Source organism: Vibrio sp. T3Y01 (assembly GCF_013114525.1).
Classification (GTDB): Bacteria; Pseudomonadota; Gammaproteobacteria; order Enterobacterales; family Vibrionaceae; genus Vibrio; species Vibrio chagasii_B.
The window spans coordinates 1-19,505 of record NZ_VTXJ01000008.1 but is presented as its reverse complement, the minus strand read 5'-3'; the positions used below and the strand labels follow the sequence as shown (position 1 = coordinate 19,505).

Annotated in this window: 24 protein-coding genes and 1 pseudogene; 18 read left to right on the top strand and 7 right to left on the bottom strand. The window is 43.8% G+C overall.

Features of this window, described 5'->3' with window-relative positions:
• Positions 1–201: 201 nt before the first annotated feature.
• From F0232_RS10555 to F0232_RS10540, 4 genes are all read right to left on the bottom strand, one after another.
• Positions 202–942 (bottom strand): SDR family oxidoreductase, encoded by a 741-nt coding sequence (locus F0232_RS10555; protein ID WP_105057059.1) that lies wholly within the window; start codon positions 940–942, stop codon positions 202–204.
• Positions 942–2,501, bottom strand: a complete 1,560-nt coding sequence (locus F0232_RS10550) for a cryptochrome/photolyase family protein (protein WP_105057060.1) — start codon at positions 2,499–2,501, stop codon at positions 942–944. The genes F0232_RS10555 and F0232_RS10550 overlap by 1 nt, the downstream gene beginning before the upstream one ends.
• Complete coding sequence (locus tag F0232_RS10545) at positions 2,498–3,856, bottom strand: DASH family cryptochrome (RefSeq protein WP_105057061.1); 1,359 nt, start codon at positions 3,854–3,856, stop codon at positions 2,498–2,500. Before F0232_RS10545 ends, F0232_RS10550 begins: the two co-directional genes overlap by 4 nt.
• A gap of 204 nt (positions 3,857–4,060) precedes the next feature.
• On the bottom strand, positions 4,061–4,483 hold the full coding sequence (locus F0232_RS10540; RefSeq protein ID WP_061031418.1) for a universal stress protein: 423 nt from the start codon (positions 4,481–4,483) through the stop codon (positions 4,061–4,063).
• A gap of 234 nt (positions 4,484–4,717) precedes the next feature.
• Here F0232_RS10540 and F0232_RS10535 point away from each other — a divergent pair, with 234 nt between their 5' ends.
• From F0232_RS10535 to F0232_RS10520, 4 genes are all read left to right on the top strand, one after another.
• Positions 4,718–5,860, top strand: a complete 1,143-nt coding sequence (locus F0232_RS10535; protein WP_105057062.1) for a PcfJ domain-containing protein — start codon at positions 4,718–4,720, stop codon at positions 5,858–5,860.
• Positions 5,861–5,886: 26 nt separating this feature from the next.
• Entirely contained in the window at positions 5,887–6,024 is a 138-nt protein-coding gene (locus F0232_RS10530) for a hypothetical protein (RefSeq protein WP_008223140.1), read from the top strand.
• Positions 6,025–6,100: 76 nt separating this feature from the next.
• The gene (locus F0232_RS10525) at positions 6,101–6,568 is read left to right on the top strand and encodes a GNAT family N-acetyltransferase (RefSeq protein ID WP_105057063.1); all 468 of its coding nucleotides are present in this window, start codon (positions 6,101–6,103) and stop codon (positions 6,566–6,568) included.
• A gap of 193 nt (positions 6,569–6,761) precedes the next feature.
• Positions 6,762–7,016: a DUF3297 family protein gene (locus tag F0232_RS10520; RefSeq protein ID WP_004739610.1), complete on the top strand. Its 255-nt coding sequence runs from the start codon at positions 6,762–6,764 to the stop codon at positions 7,014–7,016.
• Positions 7,017–7,113: 97 nt separating this feature from the next.
• On the opposite strand, the gene F0232_RS10515 is transcribed toward F0232_RS10520, so the two are convergent.
• On the bottom strand, positions 7,114–7,614 hold the full coding sequence (locus tag F0232_RS10515; protein ID WP_171750771.1) for a hypothetical protein: 501 nt from the start codon (positions 7,612–7,614) through the stop codon (positions 7,114–7,116).
• Between the two features lie 196 nt (positions 7,615–7,810).
• Positions 7,811–8,521, bottom strand: coding sequence for a membrane lipoprotein lipid attachment site-containing protein (locus tag F0232_RS10510; RefSeq protein WP_171750770.1), 711 nt, complete (start codon positions 8,519–8,521; stop codon positions 7,811–7,813).
• A 570-nt stretch (positions 8,522–9,091) separates the two neighbouring features.
• Here F0232_RS10510 and glpT point away from each other — a divergent pair.
• From glpT to F0232_RS10465, 9 genes and pseudogenes are all read left to right on the top strand, one after another.
• Positions 9,092–10,462 carry a glycerol-3-phosphate transporter gene (gene glpT, locus F0232_RS10505; protein ID WP_171750769.1) on the top strand — a complete coding sequence of 457 codons (1,371 nt, stop codon included), beginning with the start codon at positions 9,092–9,094 and terminating at the stop codon, positions 10,460–10,462.
• A gap of 82 nt (positions 10,463–10,544) precedes the next feature.
• Positions 10,545–11,599 (top strand): annotated as a pseudogene (gene glpQ / locus F0232_RS10500) (glycerophosphodiester phosphodiesterase).
• 223 nt (positions 11,600–11,822) lie between these two features.
• Positions 11,823–12,287 (top strand): ASCH domain-containing protein, encoded by a 465-nt coding sequence (locus tag F0232_RS10495; RefSeq protein ID WP_105057841.1) that lies wholly within the window; start codon positions 11,823–11,825, stop codon positions 12,285–12,287.
• Between the two features lie 97 nt (positions 12,288–12,384).
• On the top strand, positions 12,385–13,335 hold the full coding sequence (locus F0232_RS10490) for a D-2-hydroxyacid dehydrogenase family protein (RefSeq protein WP_105057064.1): 951 nt from the start codon (positions 12,385–12,387) through the stop codon (positions 13,333–13,335).
• Positions 13,336–13,367: 32 nt separating this feature from the next.
• Positions 13,368–13,868, top strand: a complete 501-nt coding sequence (locus tag F0232_RS10485) for a GNAT family N-acetyltransferase (protein ID WP_105057065.1) — start codon at positions 13,368–13,370, stop codon at positions 13,866–13,868.
• A 117-nt stretch (positions 13,869–13,985) separates the two neighbouring features.
• Positions 13,986–14,432 carry an HAD family hydrolase gene (locus tag F0232_RS10480; protein WP_253821949.1) on the top strand — a complete coding sequence of 149 codons (447 nt, stop codon included), beginning with the start codon at positions 13,986–13,988 and terminating at the stop codon, positions 14,430–14,432.
• Complete coding sequence (locus tag F0232_RS10475) at positions 14,425–15,027, top strand: class I SAM-dependent methyltransferase (protein WP_061031408.1); 603 nt, start codon at positions 14,425–14,427, stop codon at positions 15,025–15,027. The genes F0232_RS10480 and F0232_RS10475 overlap by 8 nt, the downstream gene beginning before the upstream one ends.
• A 108-nt stretch (positions 15,028–15,135) precedes the next feature.
• Positions 15,136–15,516: an STAS/SEC14 domain-containing protein gene (locus F0232_RS10470; RefSeq protein ID WP_105057067.1), complete on the top strand. Its 381-nt coding sequence runs from the start codon at positions 15,136–15,138 to the stop codon at positions 15,514–15,516.
• 197 nt (positions 15,517–15,713) lie between these two features.
• Positions 15,714–16,115 (top strand): NUDIX domain-containing protein, encoded by a 402-nt coding sequence (locus F0232_RS10465; RefSeq protein WP_105057068.1) that lies wholly within the window; start codon positions 15,714–15,716, stop codon positions 16,113–16,115.
• Between the two features lie 30 nt (positions 16,116–16,145).
• Here the strand turns inward: F0232_RS10465 and F0232_RS10460 are convergent, their stop codons facing one another.
• On the bottom strand, positions 16,146–16,547 hold the full coding sequence (locus F0232_RS10460) for a YkgJ family cysteine cluster protein (RefSeq protein ID WP_105057069.1): 402 nt from the start codon (positions 16,545–16,547) through the stop codon (positions 16,146–16,148).
• Between the two features lie 182 nt (positions 16,548–16,729).
• Between F0232_RS10460 and F0232_RS10455 the strand changes: the two genes are divergently transcribed.
• The 5 genes from F0232_RS10455 (at position 16,730) to F0232_RS10435 (ending at position 19,398) form a co-directional block, all read left to right on the top strand.
• Positions 16,730–16,891 (top strand): hypothetical protein, encoded by a 162-nt coding sequence (locus F0232_RS10455; protein ID WP_171750768.1) that lies wholly within the window; start codon positions 16,730–16,732, stop codon positions 16,889–16,891.
• Positions 16,873–17,580 (top strand): pseudouridine synthase, encoded by a 708-nt coding sequence (locus F0232_RS10450; protein WP_253821945.1) that lies wholly within the window; start codon positions 16,873–16,875, stop codon positions 17,578–17,580. Before F0232_RS10455 ends, F0232_RS10450 begins: the two co-directional genes overlap by 19 nt.
• Positions 17,581–17,655: 75 nt before the next feature.
• Entirely contained in the window at positions 17,656–18,036 is a 381-nt protein-coding gene (locus tag F0232_RS10445) for a VOC family protein (protein WP_105057071.1), read from the top strand.
• 88 nt (positions 18,037–18,124) lie between these two features.
• The gene (locus tag F0232_RS10440; RefSeq protein ID WP_105057072.1) at positions 18,125–18,733 is read left to right on the top strand and encodes a sugar O-acetyltransferase; all 609 of its coding nucleotides are present in this window, start codon (positions 18,125–18,127) and stop codon (positions 18,731–18,733) included.
• 218 nt (positions 18,734–18,951) lie between these two features.
• Positions 18,952–19,398, top strand: a complete 447-nt coding sequence (locus F0232_RS10435; protein ID WP_105057073.1) for a hypothetical protein — start codon at positions 18,952–18,954, stop codon at positions 19,396–19,398.
• The last annotated feature ends 107 nt before the right edge of the window (positions 19,399–19,505 follow it).

Below are 19,505 nucleotides of genomic sequence, written 5' to 3'. Positions count from 1 at the left end.
TACTTGCACAGTACTTAGTCATCGTCATGCCCATGTGTTCGGATGTCCCACGTGAGTGTAATAGACTTTGGATGCTTAATTGTCTCTTGGGCATTTATAAAAGGGTTCGACATACTTAATGTCGTCATTCCCTAAAGCGAGGGCCGAGCGTGATAGGGAATCTCAGTGAGGTTCCGAAACTCCCAACCTTTTACTTCTAATTTACCAAGATAATTGTTCACCGTTATACGCGTAGAAATGACCGCTTTGCTCTGGTGTGGCGGTGCGAATAATGTCGACGAGCTGATGTGCCACGTAAGCTGAATCAAATAGCTTGCCTTCCGGTACATTTGCTTGAAAGGGTTTTGACAACGCAGTATCAGTCGTCCCTGGGTGCAGCGCTAATATGGTGCCTTTCTTAATGGTTCGACCCCATTCAATTGACATGGTTTTAATGAACATGTTGAGTGCTGCTTTTGATGAACGATAGCTATACCAACCACCTAATCTGTTATCTGAAATGCTACCAACCTTGGCGGAAACCACCGCAAACTTGGGGTTGTCGCTTGCTTTGAGAAGTGGAGTGAAATGCTTAGCGAGCAACAAGCTTGGTAGGGTATTCACAGACATGTTTTTGAGGAAGAACTCTGGGTCGATGGACGAAAGGTTCTTTTCAGGTCCTAGTTCTGGCGTATGTAACATCCCAACGCAGTTAATCAGCCAATCGAGTTGATCAAATTGAGATCGTAATGCGGCTATATCGGATTCTTGAGTCACGTCAACCTGGTGCCAAGTCAGGCGTTTGTCATCAATCTCAGGCTTTTTAGAGTGGTAAGTCGCAGCAACACGAATATCGAGAAAATCAAAGCGAGACAGCTCAGAGAGTAGGTGTTTAACTACGGCGAGACCAATGCCGCCACTACCACCAATAACCAATATATGTAGTCTGAGTTGCTCCACCATTATAAGTTCTCCAAATTAGTTAGTCGTTGTTCTGCGGTATCTAGTATCGCTTGCTGTTCTTGTTCATCCATGTTGTCCCAAGAACGATAAAGCATTCCCATGCGAGGGTTTCGGTTTAAGGCATCGCGGTGTTGATTCATAAAGCGCCAATACAAACTGTTGAACGGGCATGAGCTTTCACCAGTGCGCTCTTTAATCTTGTAATGACAGCCTTTGCAGTAGTCACTCATGCGATTAATGTACGAACCGCTGGCAGAGTATGGTTTGGTTCCGACGATCCCGCCATCCGCAAATAGTGCCATACCTCGCGTATTTGGCATTTCAACCCATTCAATCGCATCTACGTAAATGCCGAGGTACCAACTGTCGACTTGGTCTGGTGCAATGCCTGTGATTAAGCAGAAGTTGCCTGTAACCATGAGCCTTTGGATATGGTGGGCATAAGCAAACTCTAGAGACTGATCAATTGCGTGTTTCATGCAATTCATCTTTGTGTGACCATCCCAAAAATAATGGGGCAATGCTCGGTCTGCTGAGTAGTGGTTCTTGCTGGCGTAAGCTGGCATGTTCGCCCAATACACCGCGCGTATGTACTCACGCCAACCCAAAATCTGACGAATGAACCCTTCAACCTGTGCAATATCGATAGTGGGTGCTCCTTGCTTAGAAGAAGCGTGATAAGCCGAAAGAGCTGCATCAATAACTTCGCTAGGGCTAAGAAGCTTACTATTTAACGAGAACGAGAGGCGGCTGTGGTACAAGCTCCACTTTGAATCGTGTTCCACCGTCATTGCATCTTGAAAGTGACCAAACAGTGGCAGACAAACTTGGCAGAAGTGAGCGAGCAAAGACAAACTTTGTGCACGATTCACAGGCCAAAGTAGTTGGTCACCAACTTGTCCTATGGTCGCTACTTGATGGCGTTCAATACGCTCTAAGATGGATGAGATATCGTTGGCAAACATCAAGGGTTGTGGCAGGTTTACGATGTCTTGTTTCTTGAGCTTTTTACGGTTGTTTGCATCATAGTTCCATTTGCCGCCGACTGGTTTTCCATCGTCTAAGAGAATGTCAAAACGCTTTCTCATTCGGCGATAAAAATGCTCCATCATGATGTGTTTGTCTTTTGGAAACTGTTCTTCGATTTCGGCAAAAGGAAACATGAAGTGCTCGGAGTCAAAGCACCCTTTGACGGTATTAGGTAGTTTGAGTTTGTTAAGCTGTTCTAATAGGCGATATTCGTCTGGTCTCTGGTATTCAAATTTCTCAGCGTCAAACTCATTTGTATAGTGCTGAAGAACGGCATCGAGATCTTTAAACTGTGCCGTATCATCCAAGGTTAAATGCAACACTTGGTGCCCACGTTGTGTCAGCTCTTCAGCGAAATAACCCATAGCAGAGAAGAACGCCGCTACTTTTTGGATGTGTGAGGCAACATAGTCGGTTTCCTGCTTGAGTTCGGCGATGATGTAGATCACTTCATCACTGACATGACCGAACCAAGAGTGCTCAATATTGAGCTGGTCACCTAAAATTAGGCGTATAGTTTTGTATTTCATATTACGTCCTGATATCGAGTTGACGCTGAAGCTTTATCGTCCCGGTGCCACTTGCTGATAAAGGCGTGTTCTGGGTCATACATTTCTGTCTGCTTAACAAGATCGAAATGACGGGATTTAGATTGTGATTGATTGGCTGCATTTTGTTTGTTGGCGTTTGGCGCAGCCTGTGAATTTAAAGCTCCGGCGATATAAGCCCAATTACCCCAATTCGACGCGACATCGTAATCAATGAGTTGGCTTTCGAAATAGGCGGCACCGTGACGCCAATCAAGACCGAGCTCGTGAATCAAGCAGCTCGCCACCAGCTGTCTGCCTCTGTTAGACATATAACCCGTTGCGTTAAGCTGACGCATGCAGGCATCGACAATAGGATAATTGGTGTTGCCGCTTTTCCATTTGGAGAAGCTTGATCCCGAAGTGGTATCGAGCAATTGTTCATTGGGCAGGTCACTAGATTCTCGACCAAACAATGATGTCCCCAGCGTTAAACACTTCCAGTAGAAATATTCACGCCACAACAACTCAAAATAAATCCAGTAGGTAGAATCGTTCGCGCCACGATGCGCTTCGAATTGCTTTAAGTGGCGGTAAATAGTTTTTGGCGAAACACACCCTAGTGCTAGCCATGGCGAAAACTTAGTTGAGTTCTCGATGCCATCTAATGCATTTCGAGTCTGTTTGTAGTTTCCGGCGTAGTCATGTGAAAAGTAGTTTTCTAAGTGGATTAACCCTGCCGTTTCACCGCCTACGTAGTCGCCTGTTTTTGAGTCATCTAATCTAAGTGTCGGCTCTCTGTAAGAGCCAGTAGCCGTGTGTGGTGTAGGTGGAAGGTAAGTTATCACGCGCTCTTCTGTCTCAATCTCTAAATGTTCAACTTGAAGACGGAACTTGGTGAACGAACGAGGCAACTTGGACAGTTCGAAGGGGAACGCATCACTCTCAAACAGAGTAGTGTGATCCTGCTGAGAGATGAACAAATCAGGACACTGCTTTAACGTATCGATTATTAACTGTCGCTCGTCATAGGCACAATGCGAATTGGCAAAAAAGTGTGTCACATGTTGAGATTTGACGAGTTGAACTAAGTTCTCGTTAGTATTTTGGTCTAACACAAAAAGGCGTTGTCCAAGGTGTGACAAGCTCGAGGCTAAATCATCAATAGACTGTTTAATGAAAAGGTGACGATGCGGCCCGTTTTCCTGTTCTTGTGAAAGTCGGACTGAATAGGTAGAAAGCTTTGGTTCAATTGCAACACACAGTAGCTCATCGACGATCTGCGACGCCTGATAAAGTAGTGTGTTATCGTTGATTCTTAAGTCATTTGTAAAAAGATAGAGACCAATCTTTTTCATGCTTACACTCGTGAATTGTTAATTATTAGACGCTTACGATTTGATACGTTAACAAGATCACAAATGATGTCGGGAAAGAGGTAGTGCTTAGCCAGAGGAAAAGGAACGATTATAAAAGGGTATTCAGCCAATCGGACTATGCCAACCAATAATACCGATAGAGGTTGGCAGTGCTGAGTGCTTTAGCCGTTTAACAGGTAGGCGCTATTCCATTGGAACAACCAAGATATCGATCGGAGAAGTATCGATTATCTGTTTAGAATGGGAAATAAGCTTGTGCCAAAAATCATGGTGATGGCCGCACATCAATAGGTCAACGTTATTTTGTGAGATAGTATTCTTGAGCTTATCGTTGAGATCGCCCGTACCTACAAAAATATGCTTAATAGGGTGCTTTGCGTAAGCCTCGAACTCTTTCAAGTGGTTAACGGCATCTTGATTGATGGGAAGATCCCCGTCGTTTGCTTGAATATCAACCAACTCAGGGTAGATTTCTCCATGAGTACCATCGATGTAGACAAACGAAATACCCGCATCGAGTTTATCTGCAAAGAAAGTCGCTCTATCAATCAGTATCTTAGTGTCGTCAGACAGCTCAACGGCGACTAGAATATGTCGGTATTCCATAATTTAAGCCTTTTGTTGTGGATTATGTAACAAGCATAGTTTTTGTTAGCGCAAATGATATCGAAGAGGTCTCATATTAAGGAAAATCATCATTCAAAGATCTTATAAAGGCTTTCTTGTATATAGCGCTTTGATTGATAAGAAATTTACAAAAGGTTGATATAGTGGATGAAGCGCTAGCTTATGCTGTAGATAGGCTTGAAAGTTCTATGCGCCACCAATGAAGAGGCATCAATGACAGCATTACTCACCATTCCCACCCGAACACTTGGATTTGATTACGATATCGAGATTCGTGATTGGTCACAAAAATTGGTTGGCTTCCATGTGTTTGAAGACGGACGACGTCCACTCGATGGTGGTATTGGGTTAAGCCTTAATCTCATAGAACAATTTGATGTTAACGGGCGATGGTTAGAAACTCTGCCAGCACGCTACCGTGAAATCACAGATAACTTTCCGGAATATCAGTACCAAATGTTATGGTTGGCGGCTAACACCTATGAAGCGGCGCAACTGTTGGAGTTACGGCCTGTTATCTTGGCGCTGATTTGCATGAAGTACAGTGTTGATAATCAGAAGGCTTTGGAACTGAGCCGTTTAGGGCAAAAGAAGATCCTGGCTAAGCTTGGTTTAGATAGCAGCAAAGCGACGCTAAAGTTTATTGATAAGCTTGAGCTGCACTATAACGTTGGCGATGAACTCGACCATATTGTGCGAATTTTAGAGCCGCTGCAAAGACGTGTTCTGAAGTTTAAGCACTATTCGAAGGTTGGCTACACGGCACTACGCTTAGATCAGGTACACCCATTTTTAACTGGCAGTCGATTGGGTATTGCAATGGTTGAAGAGGGTAGACTCAATTCTCCGTCGAAGATGGCGATGTTCCAAGATGCAATATTGTTGGGACAGGATTTAGAGATTGATGATCCTTTACGTTCAATAACCAGTCAGAACTCGTTCGCAATGTTCGAACAACTCCACGACCGTTGGACTGAGCAACGTCAAATGCGACGTTTAGAAGGCAGTCGCCCTATGGATATGGATATCCCGTATCCGGTTCCTTTGCCGGGGAATGATAACATTCATCCCATTGTGGATTACTTTGACCTTGAGAAAGAGGGCATCGAGCAAAAGCACTGCATTGGCGTGTATCATAATCGCATAATGAGTGATCGCTATGTGGTGTTTCGAATGATGAAACCTCAGCGCTTAACCATAGGTTTACGTCGTGTTCCAAGTAAAGCGTTTCCGTTTGAGATTGACCAAATCTGCGGTAAAAGAAACGCGCCACCGACTGAGGCAGCTCGCCAAGTGATTCACGATTGGTTAGAAGCGAGCAAGCAAACGTACCCTAATCAAAATTGGCTGAAGTAGACTGGTTAAAGTAGAAGGGAATCTATATGTATCAACAAGGCGATTTGTGCCCACATTGTGGTTTGATTATTGCGATGCCAACGGACTTACAAGCGGAATGCTTAGGTTGTGGAGAAGAGATTAATCAAGACGCAGACTATGATCATTATGAGGAAGAAGAGTAGCGTAATACTGCTTTTAGTGATTTGCTTAACTCACTGGTTCTCATTTCTATCGTTCGTATTTAAAAAGGAAGTTTAAATGCAAAAAGTCGTTTTTAGACAATGTGTCCAGCATTCTCCACACTGGCAAGAGCTCGAACGCCTTTTTCAAAGTGAATGGGCGGACTTTGAGTTTAAATCGGCCTATCCAGAACACTCGGACCCAACCAACACTCATCTACCGCCAGTTATCGTGGTTATTCGCGAAAATGTTGTCATCGGTGGTTTAGCGTACTCCCATTTTCAAGAACCTCATCAAGTAAGGGATGTCGTGTGGATTAATGCTGTTTATGTTGATGAGAAATGGCGAGGCCAAGGCATTGCGAGTGAATTGATTAAGCGAGCGGTTGAACAAATGCCAGCCTTCTACCGGTCTAAAGCCGAGGAAGATTCTGCGTCTAACCTTTATGCCTATACCAACATACCGTCTTTGTACCTTTCTCTCGGTTGGTCGATCGTTAACATCAATACCGACCCAGACCATCATGTGGTGTGTGTTTCTTTTTGAGCAAACGTATCGGCTTACGATGTTAAAAGTGTTTAGTTTTATGTAAGAAACAGAGCCAATATCGCCAATAAATCAAACAACTAGACGCTGATTAAAGCTACCAATACGATTTATTACGGCAGTTGTTGAGCACAAAGCCTATATTGACTAGAATGACGCACTTTTTTTATTTACGTACATACAGGTAATGAACATGAGCGATACTAATTCAAGACCAGCTTTACCAGATCATCTTGCAGGCAACCCACGCAGCCCACACCACGTGGCTGAGTGTTTCGAATACCCAATCGGTATCCGTCTAAATGGTAAAGAGCGTACTGATGTTGAAGAATACTGCATCAGCGAAGGTTGGGTTAAGATTCCTTCTCCTAAAGCACTTGATCGTTTCGGTCAGCCAATGCTTATTACTCTTAAAGGCACTGTAGAAGCTTACTACATCGAAGAATAATAGATGGTTGTAGCTGACTCAGCTGCCGAATTCTGTTTATAGAAGGGTCTAGAGAAATCTAGGCCCTTTTTGTATGCATCGTTTGGATTAGTAGTGTTTACCAAGCAATACCTGCACCGATGGAAAACTCTAAATCTTCTCCTTCGGCTTTATCAAAACCTGCGGTCACAACGAAGCCTGTGTCCGTAATATAGGTTGCATCTAAGCCACCAACTTGTTTTGTCGCGCTATCAGAAAGCTCGTGTCCTTCGAAAGTAATATCCGTGTGTGTTCGTTTGATCCCGTAGCCGGGTGTGATGTAAAAGTTATCAGTGATACCGATCGGTGCATGGAACTGATATTCGTTGTCGCGTTGTTTGTATTCGTAAGCCCCGTCATCCTCATTATATGCCGAGCGTGTAAACTCAACACCATAACCAACGGTTCCCGGACCACGGTATTTCACATAAGAAGCAGACCAATCTCTCCAGCCTCTTTCAGCAGATAGGCCAAACGTAACGGCTGTTTCTTCTTGAGTCTGTTCGAAAGCGTTAACATGAGATGTAGAGAACAAAAGAAGAGAAGCTAACACTGTAAAGGGAAGGGCTTTGATAATCATTGGATCGCTCGCTTATGTGTACTTAATAGAGACGCATATCGGTGATATGGAACGCCAGTAAATGAGTAAACTAGTCGGGATCGTCCTTGAGTTGTTTTTGTTATCTGTTTCCGTTGTTCTTGTTTTGAACAGGCACTCTCCAATTGAAAGAGTGCCTGCTCTATAGGGTGTCATTATCGTGAGGAGTGAAAGTCCACTATTTTAAAGTGCGTAGTTTGTTTACCTGCATCTTGGTACGTACTTTTGTCACTTCAGCATGAGTAGGCAGTTTGTCTTTAATTTTGTTCTTGATGTCGGCAACCGGGATAAAGTTCCACTTACCATCATGATATTTAACAACAAATGTTTCACGGTCTATTTCTTCACGGAAAATCCAAACACCATCGTCTAAACGTTTAAAGTCGCCAATCACGTTACCGGCGGTGTCTCTCACTGTCCAAAACGTGTATTCAGTGTCTTGGTAATTCTCTCTAGTACCATTAATTTCTTTATCGCCAACCGAGACTGTAACTTCGTCACCTTTAACCAAGATTTCTCCGACAAAGCGGTCATTCACATGAATACCATATAAGGTTTCATTTTCATCTGACCTGAGCTTTGTAGCGGAAATATGCGCATTTCCGTTGTCACGATTGAAGAAAGGAATATCACCTAGCTCTGGGATGTGTATAAAACCAAGGTCAGCTTGAGCGATTTTGTCTTTCAGTGTTGGTGCGTCAACGCCATATTTCGGGTCTGCGTTCTCATAACCACCATCGTTATCTGTATCGTCATATCCAAATCCAGGGTCGATATTTTCATAGCCATGATCCCCATCGAATTGTGGTTGTGCGGGGTCTGAGGCTCCGCCAGATGAGCAACCCGCAAGAACGGCAGTAAGGACAAGCGCGATAAGTGATTTGTTCATGATGTTTCCTATCGTTGGGTTTGTTCTAAACAGTTGATGCGCAGAAAGTGTGTCTCGAATGCCAATAAGTTTGACTTAGTTATTTTGCTACATCGCTTGAAGTGAACGATACGGAAACTGGAGTGCTCGATAAATAAACCGAACGTTAGTTTTAACATCACGATTCATTATGTATTAGCGAACCAAAAGAACGCCCTTGGATATGGGTGGCTTCGAATGCGGAAATGAGCAAGGCGATAAAAACGTAATCTCACCACAAAACTCAGCACTCAATATGAAGCCAGAACAATAATACGACGTGTTGTGGTTGTTTTGTGCTCGATTGCTCAGTTTTGGCTAATTATAGTTCGGTTAACGATTGGTTGAATAGTAAACGAATCGTCAAAAATATGAAGCGTGGTCTAATTAAATGAAACTAATTTGCTGTATTTAAACAATTTTATTGTTAATAGCTATATGCATCACAGAAATTATCCCTGAAGCACATACAATCCCTCCTGTTTTCGAATGAGCGTATATTTTTTCGTTCGAGCATTTTATATTTCCTTCGCCCAATAATATGAGGTTCCTATGTTTGGAATATTCAAACCTATGGCGCATATCGATCGTTTGTCGTCAGATAAGATCGATAGCACTTACACACGATTACGATGGCAACTGTTCATCGGTATTTTTGTTGGCTATGCGGGTTACTACCTAGTCCGTAAAAACTTCAGTTTGGCAATGCCTTACTTGATTGAACAGGGTTTCAGCCGTGGTGAGCTAGGGGTGGCATTAGCAGCCGTATCTATTGCTTACGGTTTATCTAAATTCTTAATGGGTAGCGTTTCTGACCGTTCAAACCCTCGTTATTTCCTCAGTGGTGGCTTGTTAATGTCGGCACTGGTTATGTTCTGCTTTGGTTTCATGCCTTGGGCAACGGGCAGCATCACAGCCATGTTTATTCTTCTATTCTTGAACGGTTGGTTCCAAGGTATGGGCTGGCCAGCGTGTGGACGAACCATGGTGCACTGGTGGTCACGTAAAGAGCGTGGGGAGATAGTGTCGGTATGGAACGTTGCTCACAACGTGGGTGGTGGATTGATTGGTCCAATGTTCCTATTGGGTCTGTGGGCTTTCAACGATGACTGGCGAACCGCTTTTTATGTTCCTGCATTTTTTGCCACTCTCGTTGCTATTTTCGTTTGGTTTACGGTAAGAGATACGCCTCAGTCTTGTGGTCTACCGCCGATTGAAGAGCACAAGAACGACTACCCAGATGATTACGACAAATCTCATGAAACTGAGATGACAGCGAAAGAGATCTTCTTTAAGTACGTATTCAATAACAAACTGTTGTGGTCAATTGCCATCGCGAACGCGTTCGTATACTTGATTCGTTATGGGGTACTGGACTGGGCTCCTGTTTACCTAAAAGAAGCGAAAGACTTCTCTGTAGATAAATCTTCTTGGGCTTACTTCTTGTATGAGTGGGCAGGTATCCCTGGTACGTTATTGTGTGGTTGGATCTCAGATAAGCTATTCAAAGGTCGCCGTGCTCCAGCTGGTATCTTGTTCATGGTATTGGTTACTATCGCCGTTCTAGTTTACTGGTTTAACCCAGCGGGTAATCCAACCATTGATATGTTGGCTCTTATCGCGATTGGTTTCCTAATCTACGGTCCGGTAATGCTAATTGGTCTATACGCACTTGAACTTGCACCTAAGAAAGCTGCGGGTACAGCAGCAGGTTTAACAGGTCTATTCGGTTACTTAGGTGGCGCAGTTGCAGCAAACGCAGTACTTGGCTTCATGGTTGACCATTACGGATGGGATGGTGGTTTCACTATCTTGGTGGGTGCTTGTGTCGCTTCAATCATCTGTCTTCTATACGCGTTTGTCGGTGAGCGTAAGCACCATAAAGAGAAAAGCCTTGAGCGAGAGAAAGAGGCAATAGCTTAATCATTCTTTAACTCAACAGCATCATACTAATAGTTAAACGAGGCAGGGATAACCTGCCTCTATTTTATCAAGGAATAGAACAATGAAAACAACGTCACTGTCCCTGACTCTCTTGGCTCTAAGCTTATCGGCTAACGCATTTGCCGACCCTTTGGTTATTGCTCACCGAGGCGCGTCGGGTTACTTACCTGAGCACACTCTACCTGCTAAGGCTCTTGCGTATGCAATGAAACCCGATTACATCGAACAAGATGTTGTGATGACCAAAGACGACCAGCTCGTCGTACTTCACGATCATTATCTAGATCGCGTTACCGATGTTGCAGAAGCTTTCCTGACCGTGCGCGTGAAGATGGGCGCTACTACGCGATAGATTTTACGCTCGCTGAGATTAAGTCATTAAGAGTGACAGAAGGCTTTAAGCTTGATGAGCAAGGGAATAAAGTCGCAGGGTATCCAACACGCTTCCCAATGTGGCAGTCTGATTTCCGAGTACCAACGTTTGCAGAAGAAATCGAAATGATCCAAGGCTTGAATAAGACCCTTGGTTATGACGTTGGTATCTACCCTGAAATCAAAGCACCTTGGTTCCACCGACATGAAGGCAAAGACATTTCTAAAGCGGTACTGGCTACCTTGCATCAATATGGTTACCTATCTAAAGACGATAAGGTTTACTTGCAGTGTTTCGATGCAAACGAACTAAAACGTATTAACGACGAACTCATGCCAGCGATGGAAATGGACCTCAAGCTTGTTCAGCTAATGGCTTACACCGACTGGAATGAAACTATGACTTACAAAGGCGACGTAGCGACGCCTTATAGTTACAATTGGATGTTCGAGAAAGGCGGTATGGCAAAAGTGGCGACTTATGCTGACGGTATTGGCCCTTGGAAACCTATGCTGGTGGACGATGCATCAACCAAAGACAACATCATCATAAAGCCATTGATGAAATCAGCGAAAGACGCAGGCTTAGATGTTCACCCATACACATTCCGCGCTGATCCAGGCCGAATTCCACGTTATGTCGATAACTTCGATGGGATGTTGGATGTGTTTTATAACCAAGTGAAAGTCGACGGTGTGTTTACCGACTTCCCAGATAAAGCGGTAGACTTCTTAAACCGTTAATTGGTTAATCCAAAACAAAATACAAAGAGTTAAAAGCACTGCCTGAAGGTGTTTTTAGCTCTTTTTTTGATCTAACAATCTTGCATTAAATCTACTCTCTCAACACATTTTCATTGTTACTTGGTTTACACCGTTTGTACTCCTTGATAGGTTACGCGCAATGCAGTCAGTTGCTCAATATGTAGCGCTTCTGGCTGAAGCGAATATTGAAAATGGACACATCATGGAAGAAAGAAGCAAAGCCTATCTAGATAGTTATCTCAACTCACTGCCGGCTGAAGTTGCCAAACAATACACCTCATTCAGTTCCGACTATTACTGTGCAGATGAATACAACGCCAATCTATGTGCGCAGCTGATACTGAAAGGTGAAAAGCAAGCCTCGTGCAGCTTGGAGTATTGGTACAGCCATGAAGGCGAAACCATGCCCGTTGTTGGACACTTGCAGGTGGTCACTGATTGGCACGGTGAGCCTGTCTGTATTGTTGAACTTACCTCGGTGTTACTATGCCCATATAACCAGGTGACGGCTGAGTTTGCTGCCGCTGAAGGCGAGGGTGACAAAACGTTGGAATGGTGGCGAGAAGCCCACTGGAACTTTTTTTCTCGTGAGTGTGAAGAATTAAAGATCACACCAAATGAAGACATGATGTTGGTGCTTGAGCGTTTCAAAGTCGTCTATCAATAATTGGTTTGATCTATGCAGAGTGTCGCAAGTTAAATGAATCTTAACCCGTGGCACTTAAAGCTCAAAAACGGCAAAGCAATAGAACAAGGAGTGTGTAGTGAAGATTGCGATATTGGATGATTATCAAAACGTAGTAAAAAGCCTCGAGTGTTACCGTAAGTTAGAACAACATGACGTCACCGTATTCACCGAGACCTATCCAGAAAATGAACTAGCGTTGAAGCTATACGATTTTGAGGTACTTGTGCTCATCCGCGAGCGTACCGAAATCACGGAGTCGCTGCTATCTAAACTGCCAAACCTAAAAGTGATCAGCCAAACCGGAAAAGTCAGTAATCACATCGATCCACAACTGTGTGAACGCTTCGGTGTCACAGTACTGGAAGGGCGCGGTTCACCTGTCGCGCCCTCTGAGCTCTGTTGGGCATTGATTATGGCGGCATCTCGTCACATTCCTACTTACGCTTCAAACCTTAAACATAACCAATGGCAAGATTCAGGCGTACTTGGTTTAGGCAGAACGCTAAGGGGCCTAAAGCTTGGCATTTGGGGCTATGGAAAAATCGGGCGCTGCATCGCGCAATACGCCAAAGCGTTCGGGATGGATGTCATGGTGTGGGGTAGCCAGAACTCGCGAGACCAAGCACAAGCCGATGGTTTTGAGGCTGCAGCAACCAAGCAGGCATTTTTCGAGAGTGTTGACGTACTCTCATTACACCTTCGTTTAAACAGTGTCACTAAAGGCTGTGTTACTGCCAGTGACCTCAGCGTAATGAAACCTGACTCATTATTCGTGAATATCAGCCGAGCGGAGTTAGTCGAACCAGAAGCCTTGCTTAACGAACTCACTAAGGTACCAAGCAAAAGAGCAGCAATAGATGTGTTTGATATTGAACCTGCGACACCAGATAACGAACCGCTGTTGTCTCTACCAAACGTGACAGCAACGCCGCATTTAGGCTACGTTGAACAAAATAGCTACGAACTCTACTTTGATATCGCTTTCGATAACATTCTGTCCTATCAAAGGGGTGGCATATCGAGCTAGAATCTGCCCAAGGAAAAAAAGGTAGAGAAAGTATGAGCTTAACAATCAGACAAGTTACAGTAGATGATGCTCAGGGTATTATCGATGTATTAAACCCAATCATCATCGAAGGGCGTTATACCATCTTAGATCAGACGTTTACGTTGGATGAAGAGAAAGGTTTTATTGAGTCGTTTCCCGAACGTGGCGTGTTCAGTGTTGCTGTTAATCAAACGACTAATCAATTGCTTGGTTTTCAAAACGTAGAACCGTTTGCCTCTTATACGAAAGCCTTTGATCATGTCGGTATTATTGGGACGTATGTAGACGCAAACAGCCGGGGGCAAGGCGTTGCAAAGCAGCTATTTGATCACACATTCGAAGTCGCAAAAGCCAAAGGCTACGAAAAGCTTTTTGCTTATGTTCTAGCCGATAACGAGCGCGCATTAGCGGCTTATCTTAAACAGGGCTTTGAAACTGTCGGAATAGCAAAAAAACACGCTAAGATTGGCGGCCAGTACTATGATGAGATTCTTATCGAGAAGTTCTTATAAGTACGGCGATACATTCGAAACATCATCGATGCAGGAGGCATGGTGAACAAAGCTACAACATCAACGGCTCAAATCAAGCTAACTAAAACCGTCTTATTTGATTGGGGCAACACCTTAATGATCGACTTCCCAGATGCACAAGGGAAAATGTGTGACTGGGAAACTGCACAAGAAGTGAGTGGGGCACAAGCCTTACTCGCTCAATTGACGAAGCATCACAACATCTATGTTGCCACCAATGCGGCCGATTCCAGTAAAACTGACATAATCCACGCGTTTGAGCGAGTTGGCTTGTCCCAATACATTGATGGCTACTTCTGTAAGGCGAGTATTGGCTTATCTAAATACGAACCGGGCTTTTATCCTGCGATCATCTCGCAACTCGGGATAAAGCCACAAGAGATCACCATGATTGGCGATACCCTAGAAAAAGATATTTACCCTGCGCTTGAAGCTGGCCTACAGGCTGTTTGGCTGAACACCGAAGGCGCGAGTACAGATACAAACTTACCTATCGTTGAGGTTCAAAACCTGACCGAACTACTGGAGTTATACAATGGATGATCATTCCGAGATTTGGCGTCAGTATTATCAAAAAGCCTTAGATAAGCCTCATTCAAAAAGAACAGAATTCGCTATGAAGCTGAACGAGTCACGCTTAAATGTCGCGATCGACTGTGGTTGTGGTACAGGAAGTGACATTGCGTTTTTAGAGCAGCAAGGCAACCAAGTTTATGGCTTCGACGTAAATCCTGACTCAATATCGATATGTAGAGACAGGTTCGGTCAAAAAGCTTTGGTCGAGATATCTCAGAGCGCATTTGAAGATTATGATTATCCCAAAGCCGGGCTAGTGATTGCTAACTCCAGTCTATTTTTTGCAGAGCCGAATCAGTTCGATCAGACGTGGCAACGAATCATCGATAGCATTGAAATCGGTGGTGTATTTGCGGGCGATTTCATGGGGGTAGACGATAGTTGGGCTTATGGTTATCGAACCTCTACGACGCCTCTCACAAAGGCAAAAGTACTGAGTCTATTTGATGCGTTCGAAGTTATCCGTTTTCACGAGCGAGACGAACAAGCGCTTACATCATTAGGCAAGATGAAGCATTGGCATACTTATTCTGTTGTGGCGATTAAGCGACGTTCAACCTAGTAACGTTAAGCTAAAACTTTCTGTGCGTTCATTTTGAAAGCAACCTCTCATTTGTTGTCTAATTAATACTCTAAGCTAAGCCTATATTTTTAATAGAGGGGCTAGGTTATGAGTATCGAACGTCATGGAATATCGGTTGGAATTGAGCGTGTTAGCGGCGAAACCATCATCGTGTTCAAAGCGAAAGGGAAATTAACGCACGACGACTATCAAGCAATGATACCCATCTTAAAAACCACTATAAAAGAGATCGATTCGTCCGCACTGAAGATGCTTGTTGATATCTCCACATTAACGGGCTGGGAACTGCGCGCCGCGTGGGATGATTTCAAACTCGGGCTAGAACTCAACTCCAAGAGAGACAAAATCGCTATTTGTGGTGACAAAAGCTGGCAAGAATTGGCATCAAAAGTCGGTGGCTGGTTTGTGTCTGGGGACATCAAGTCATTCGAAGAACACGACTCTGCCATAGAGTGGCTTGTTGATTAGATTCATCACATCTTATTTCAAGTGACAGCTGGTGGTAAGTGTTTACCTTTAACGAACCACCAGCTGTCATTCATCGACTTCCAACGTCATTTTTTATGTAATTCAATAGAATATGCTGACTGCTGTAGGTAACATACCGCCCATGCGATATCGTCGCTTTAATTAGAATAAGAAGCACAATAACAAGGTCTAAGAACATGAATAAGGTAATTGATAAGCTCGCTTGGGTATTCATTCAAGATGGCAAGCTGCTGATGGTGAGATCAAAAGGAAAAGAACTGTTTTACTTACCGGGCGGAAAACGCGAAGAGGGTGAAACTGATGAGCAAGCATTGCTTCGTGAAATCAAAGAAGAGATTTCAGTCGATTTAGTGCCTGATTCACTCAAATACGTTGAGACGTTTACTGGTCAGGCTGATGGCAAAGCGGAAGGTATTTCAGTGCAATTGACTTGTTACGCTGCAGACTACACGGGCGAACTATCACCAGACGCTGAAATCGAAGAGCTTAAGTTTGTCGATGGCAATGACAGAGAAGTATGTTCATTGGCGGCACTGGTTGCGCTAGATTGGTTAGAAGAGAATCAGTACTTGTCTTAACGACTAGGTAAAATCCTTAAAAGATCACAATTATGAAAAGCTTGAAGGGCGACTTCCTTTCATTAAAAGGTCGAGTCTTCTTTGAGCTTTTTTCGTATCTTGCAGATCCACCACTTCAATCATCTCACACTCATCCCTCGCCATTTCATTGATTAGGCTAGGGTAGTGTCGGCAATCCTCTGGGCGGTCTAAGTAAATACTGCAGGTGTATTTGGCTTGAGCGTTCGTGTTTTTGTTCGGGACGAGTTCTAGAAACGGGCAACGAGTTAAACGCTCACCAGATTCAGGATCAAACCAAATCTCACCACCACGAACATATTCAAAGATGTCTGGGTTGAACAGTTCCCACAAGTCAATCTCTTCTTGAGTCGCGGCGAGGTCGCCATCTCCATATTTGATGCAGCATTTTCCGCATTGATTACAATCTTTCATTCTTGGCTTCTTAGTTAGCTAACTCTTGTAATGTTATCACTGATACGCGTGGCACGTTGATTTTGTTGTCCAGAGCTTAGAAATAGCGCGAGGCGCAAACAACCATTGGCAAAGTGAACCGACGCACTGCCATAAACAGTGATACAATTTGGCTTCATAAGTGATTAATACAAAGGCTCCAAATGAGAACGATCTACACCACTGAAGGCGACATTAACGCAAAGAAACAGAAAGACGCTTATCCAAAACTGGCGTTATGTGAAAACTGTGTGCGTGACTATGTGGTGATTGAACAAGGAGAGCGCACTTACAAGCCTTGTGCTAAATGTGGTGTCGACGATTAATGCGCCTCGATAAATTTCTTTGTAAAAGCACAGACCTCACTAAGTCAGAAGCGATTGAAAGAATTCATAATGGTGAGGTTAGTGTAAACAGTGAAGTTGTGCTCGTTGAATCAACTCAAGTACACGAAAGTAATACCATCGTGCTGAATGGTGACGCATTAACGCTACGCGCGTTTCGTTATATCTTGATGCACAAGCCAGCAGGCACCATCTGTTCCAATATCGACGAAGTGTATCCATCTCTTTTCAATTATTTAGAGTTAGATAAAGTGTCTGAACTGCACATCGCAGGGCGTTTAGATGCTGATACCACAGGATTAGTGTTAATCACCGATGATGGTCGTTGGTCTTTCAATATCACATTGCCCACGAAGTCGTGTAAAAAGGTGTACCGCGTGACATTGTCACGAGATATTAAAGACGATGTCGCTGATAAGTTCAAAGCAGGGGTTCCGCTGCAAGGTGAGAAGAACCTTACGCGCCCGGCAGAACTAGAAGTAATTAGCCCCAAAGAAGTGCTCTTAACCATCACCGAGGGTAAGTTTCATCAAGTTAAGCGAATGTTTGCTGCTGTTGGTAACCGAGTGGTTGGGCTACATAGAGAACAAATAGGCGACGTCCGTTTAGATGTTGAAGAAGGTCACTGGCGTTACCTCACTGAATATGAAGTTAGCTCTTTCGGCCAGTAACCTAAAACAAATTTAAGCATAATGCACAAAGCTCAGCGATACTTCTGGGCTTCAAAACAGAAGGAATTGTTTATCATGGAAAACCTCAAAGTCACTGAAATAAAATCGTTTGTGCCCGCAAAAGAGTTCGACTTATCTAAGCGGTTTTACCAAGCTCTGGGGTTTGAACTCATGTCTGAGTTCCATGATATCGCCTATTTTCGTCACGGTGATTATGCATTCCTTTTACAAGATTTTTACGAACCTGCGCACTGTCACAATTACATGATGCACTTGCTCGTAGAGGACGTAAAAAGTTGGTATCAGCACGTACAAAACTCTAATGTAATGGCGGAATTTGAAGTAACCGTTACCGAGGTTGTTGAGCAGCCTTGGGGAATGCTTGAGTTTTGTATCACTGACCCAAGTGGCGTGCTATGGCGTGTTGCCGAGAACATAAGCCCGCGCAACTCGTAACTTGTTTTGAGACCAATGAAACGCTTCAAATTATCCATATGTCGCTTTATGTATGCTGTTATTCGGTAATTATCAAATAGGTTCAAACATGGATATAAAGGCAAAAATGCACAGCCAAGACGTTTATTACTGTGATGACGTCGATCTGGTCGCCGAGCAAACGCAATGTTTAGAAGTGCTGTACGATTTCAACCATACTCGCCCGAGTGAAGGTAAAAAACGCCAACAAATTATGCAGCAACTCTTCGCAGAGGTCGGCGAGGGTTGTTACATAGAGCCGCCACTACACGCCAACTGGGGGCGTCATACTCACTTAGGTAACAACGTATACGTAAACTTCAACCTAACGCTTGTTGATGATACCGACGTATTCATCGGTGATAACGTAATGATTGCACCTAACGTAACCATCGCGACAGGCACACATCCCATCAGCCCGGAATTGAGACTCAAAGCTGCGCAGTTCAATGTTCCTGTCCGTATCTGCAACAACGTATGGCTTGGCGCGCACACGGTCGTGTTACCTGGCGTTACCATAGGTGAAAACTCGGTCATCGGAGCGGGCAGCATAGTCACCAAAGACATCCCAGCCAATGTGGTTGCCGTTGGTAACCCTTGCAAAGTAGTACGAGAAATCAGCGAACGCGACCGAGAGTACTACCACAAAGACCGGCGCATCCCAGACGAATTGAAGTAAGCCGTATTGACCAGATTCTTTATGTTGGGAGTTTGGTCATATTAGACAGAAATATTCCATACTTTCTCTCACGCCAACCCTAGCTGTGATATAAGTCGTTGTTATATAATGACTAGATTGCATATGAGATGTAAACGGTAGAAACTAGATAGAATTATTCTGCATTTAAATACAGAATTTTTCTGTCTAATAGAGCTGTTAGGCTTACAGAGGAAACTATGAAAATATTGTATTCAGGCGGTCTACAGGTTCGCTCTCACGATGCACAAGAACGCTTGTTAAATGTTAATACCTTCTTAGAAGGTGAATTTGCTTTCCACAACTTGTATCGAGAAGTTAAAGCAAGCGATTTTCCTATTGCTCAGGATTGCTTTGGCGACCAATTCCTTATTCGAGATAATTTGGTAGTTAAGTTGAGTGCTGAAACTGGTGAGATTGATGAATTTGGTTGTACCTGGGAACAATTTTTGGCTTGGGTAGACGAGGACCCAATTGAAAGATTGAATATTCCAAGCGATTTGGAGCTAAAGGTTGGTCAGCTGCTATTCGCTTATCCGCCTTTTTGTACTGTTGAAGGCAGCAATGCATCAATAAAAGCAATTGATGGTATTGAGCTAATCAGCTTTCACGCGGATTTTGCAAGACAGATAAATGGTGAAAGTTAAGCCTAACAAGAGACTATGGCGTCAATAGTTAATTTTTGACGCTATCTTTATCCCATATTGCACCATCTCTTAGCATTGAATTGAGTGTCACAACCATCTTTCTCATG

Bases quoted from the DNA above. Each gene is read 5' to 3' on its own strand.
- F0232_RS10510 (WP_171750770.1), bottom strand. From the start codon at position 8,521: ATGAACAAATCACTTATCGCGCTTGTCCTTACTGCCGTTCTTGCGGGT.
- F0232_RS10480 (WP_253821949.1), top strand. From the start codon at position 13,986: ATGATCGACTTCCCAGATGCACAAGGGAAAATGTGTGACTGGGAAACT.
- F0232_RS10495 (WP_105057841.1), top strand. From the start codon at position 11,823: ATGGAAGAAAGAAGCAAAGCCTATCTAGATAGTTATCTCAACTCACTG.
- F0232_RS10440 (WP_105057072.1), top strand. From the start codon at position 18,125: ATGGATATAAAGGCAAAAATGCACAGCCAAGACGTTTATTACTGTGAT.
- F0232_RS10520 (WP_004739610.1), top strand. From the start codon at position 6,762: ATGAGCGATACTAATTCAAGACCAGCTTTACCAGATCATCTTGCAGGC.
- F0232_RS10435 (WP_105057073.1), top strand. From the start codon at position 18,952: ATGAAAATATTGTATTCAGGCGGTCTACAGGTTCGCTCTCACGATGCA.
- F0232_RS10530 (WP_008223140.1), top strand. From the start codon at position 5,887: ATGTATCAACAAGGCGATTTGTGCCCACATTGTGGTTTGATTATTGCG.
- F0232_RS10485 (WP_105057065.1), top strand. From the start codon at position 13,368: ATGAGCTTAACAATCAGACAAGTTACAGTAGATGATGCTCAGGGTATT.
- F0232_RS10445 (WP_105057071.1), top strand. From the start codon at position 17,656: ATGGAAAACCTCAAAGTCACTGAAATAAAATCGTTTGTGCCCGCAAAA.
- F0232_RS10525 (WP_105057063.1), top strand. From the start codon at position 6,101: ATGCAAAAAGTCGTTTTTAGACAATGTGTCCAGCATTCTCCACACTGG.
- F0232_RS10475 (WP_061031408.1), top strand. From the start codon at position 14,425: ATGGATGATCATTCCGAGATTTGGCGTCAGTATTATCAAAAAGCCTTA.
- F0232_RS10460 (WP_105057069.1), bottom strand. From the start codon at position 16,547: ATGAAAGATTGTAATCAATGCGGAAAATGCTGCATCAAATATGGAGAT.
- F0232_RS10540 (WP_061031418.1), bottom strand. From the start codon at position 4,483: ATGGAATACCGACATATTCTAGTCGCCGTTGAGCTGTCTGACGACACT.
- glpT (WP_171750769.1), top strand. From the start codon at position 9,092: ATGTTTGGAATATTCAAACCTATGGCGCATATCGATCGTTTGTCGTCA.
- F0232_RS10550 (WP_105057060.1), bottom strand. From the start codon at position 2,501: ATGAAATACAAAACTATACGCCTAATTTTAGGTGACCAGCTCAATATT.
- F0232_RS10470 (WP_105057067.1), top strand. From the start codon at position 15,136: ATGAGTATCGAACGTCATGGAATATCGGTTGGAATTGAGCGTGTTAGC.
- F0232_RS10450 (WP_253821945.1), top strand. From the start codon at position 16,873: ATGTGGTGTCGACGATTAATGCGCCTCGATAAATTTCTTTGTAAAAGC.
- F0232_RS10455 (WP_171750768.1), top strand. From the start codon at position 16,730: ATGAGAACGATCTACACCACTGAAGGCGACATTAACGCAAAGAAACAG.
- F0232_RS10535 (WP_105057062.1), top strand. From the start codon at position 4,718: ATGACAGCATTACTCACCATTCCCACCCGAACACTTGGATTTGATTAC.
- F0232_RS10515 (WP_171750771.1), bottom strand. From the start codon at position 7,614: ATGATTATCAAAGCCCTTCCCTTTACAGTGTTAGCTTCTCTTCTTTTG.
- F0232_RS10555 (WP_105057059.1), bottom strand. From the start codon at position 942: ATGGTGGAGCAACTCAGACTACATATATTGGTTATTGGTGGTAGTGGC.
- F0232_RS10545 (WP_105057061.1), bottom strand. From the start codon at position 3,856: ATGAAAAAGATTGGTCTCTATCTTTTTACAAATGACTTAAGAATCAAC.
- F0232_RS10465 (WP_105057068.1), top strand. From the start codon at position 15,714: ATGAATAAGGTAATTGATAAGCTCGCTTGGGTATTCATTCAAGATGGC.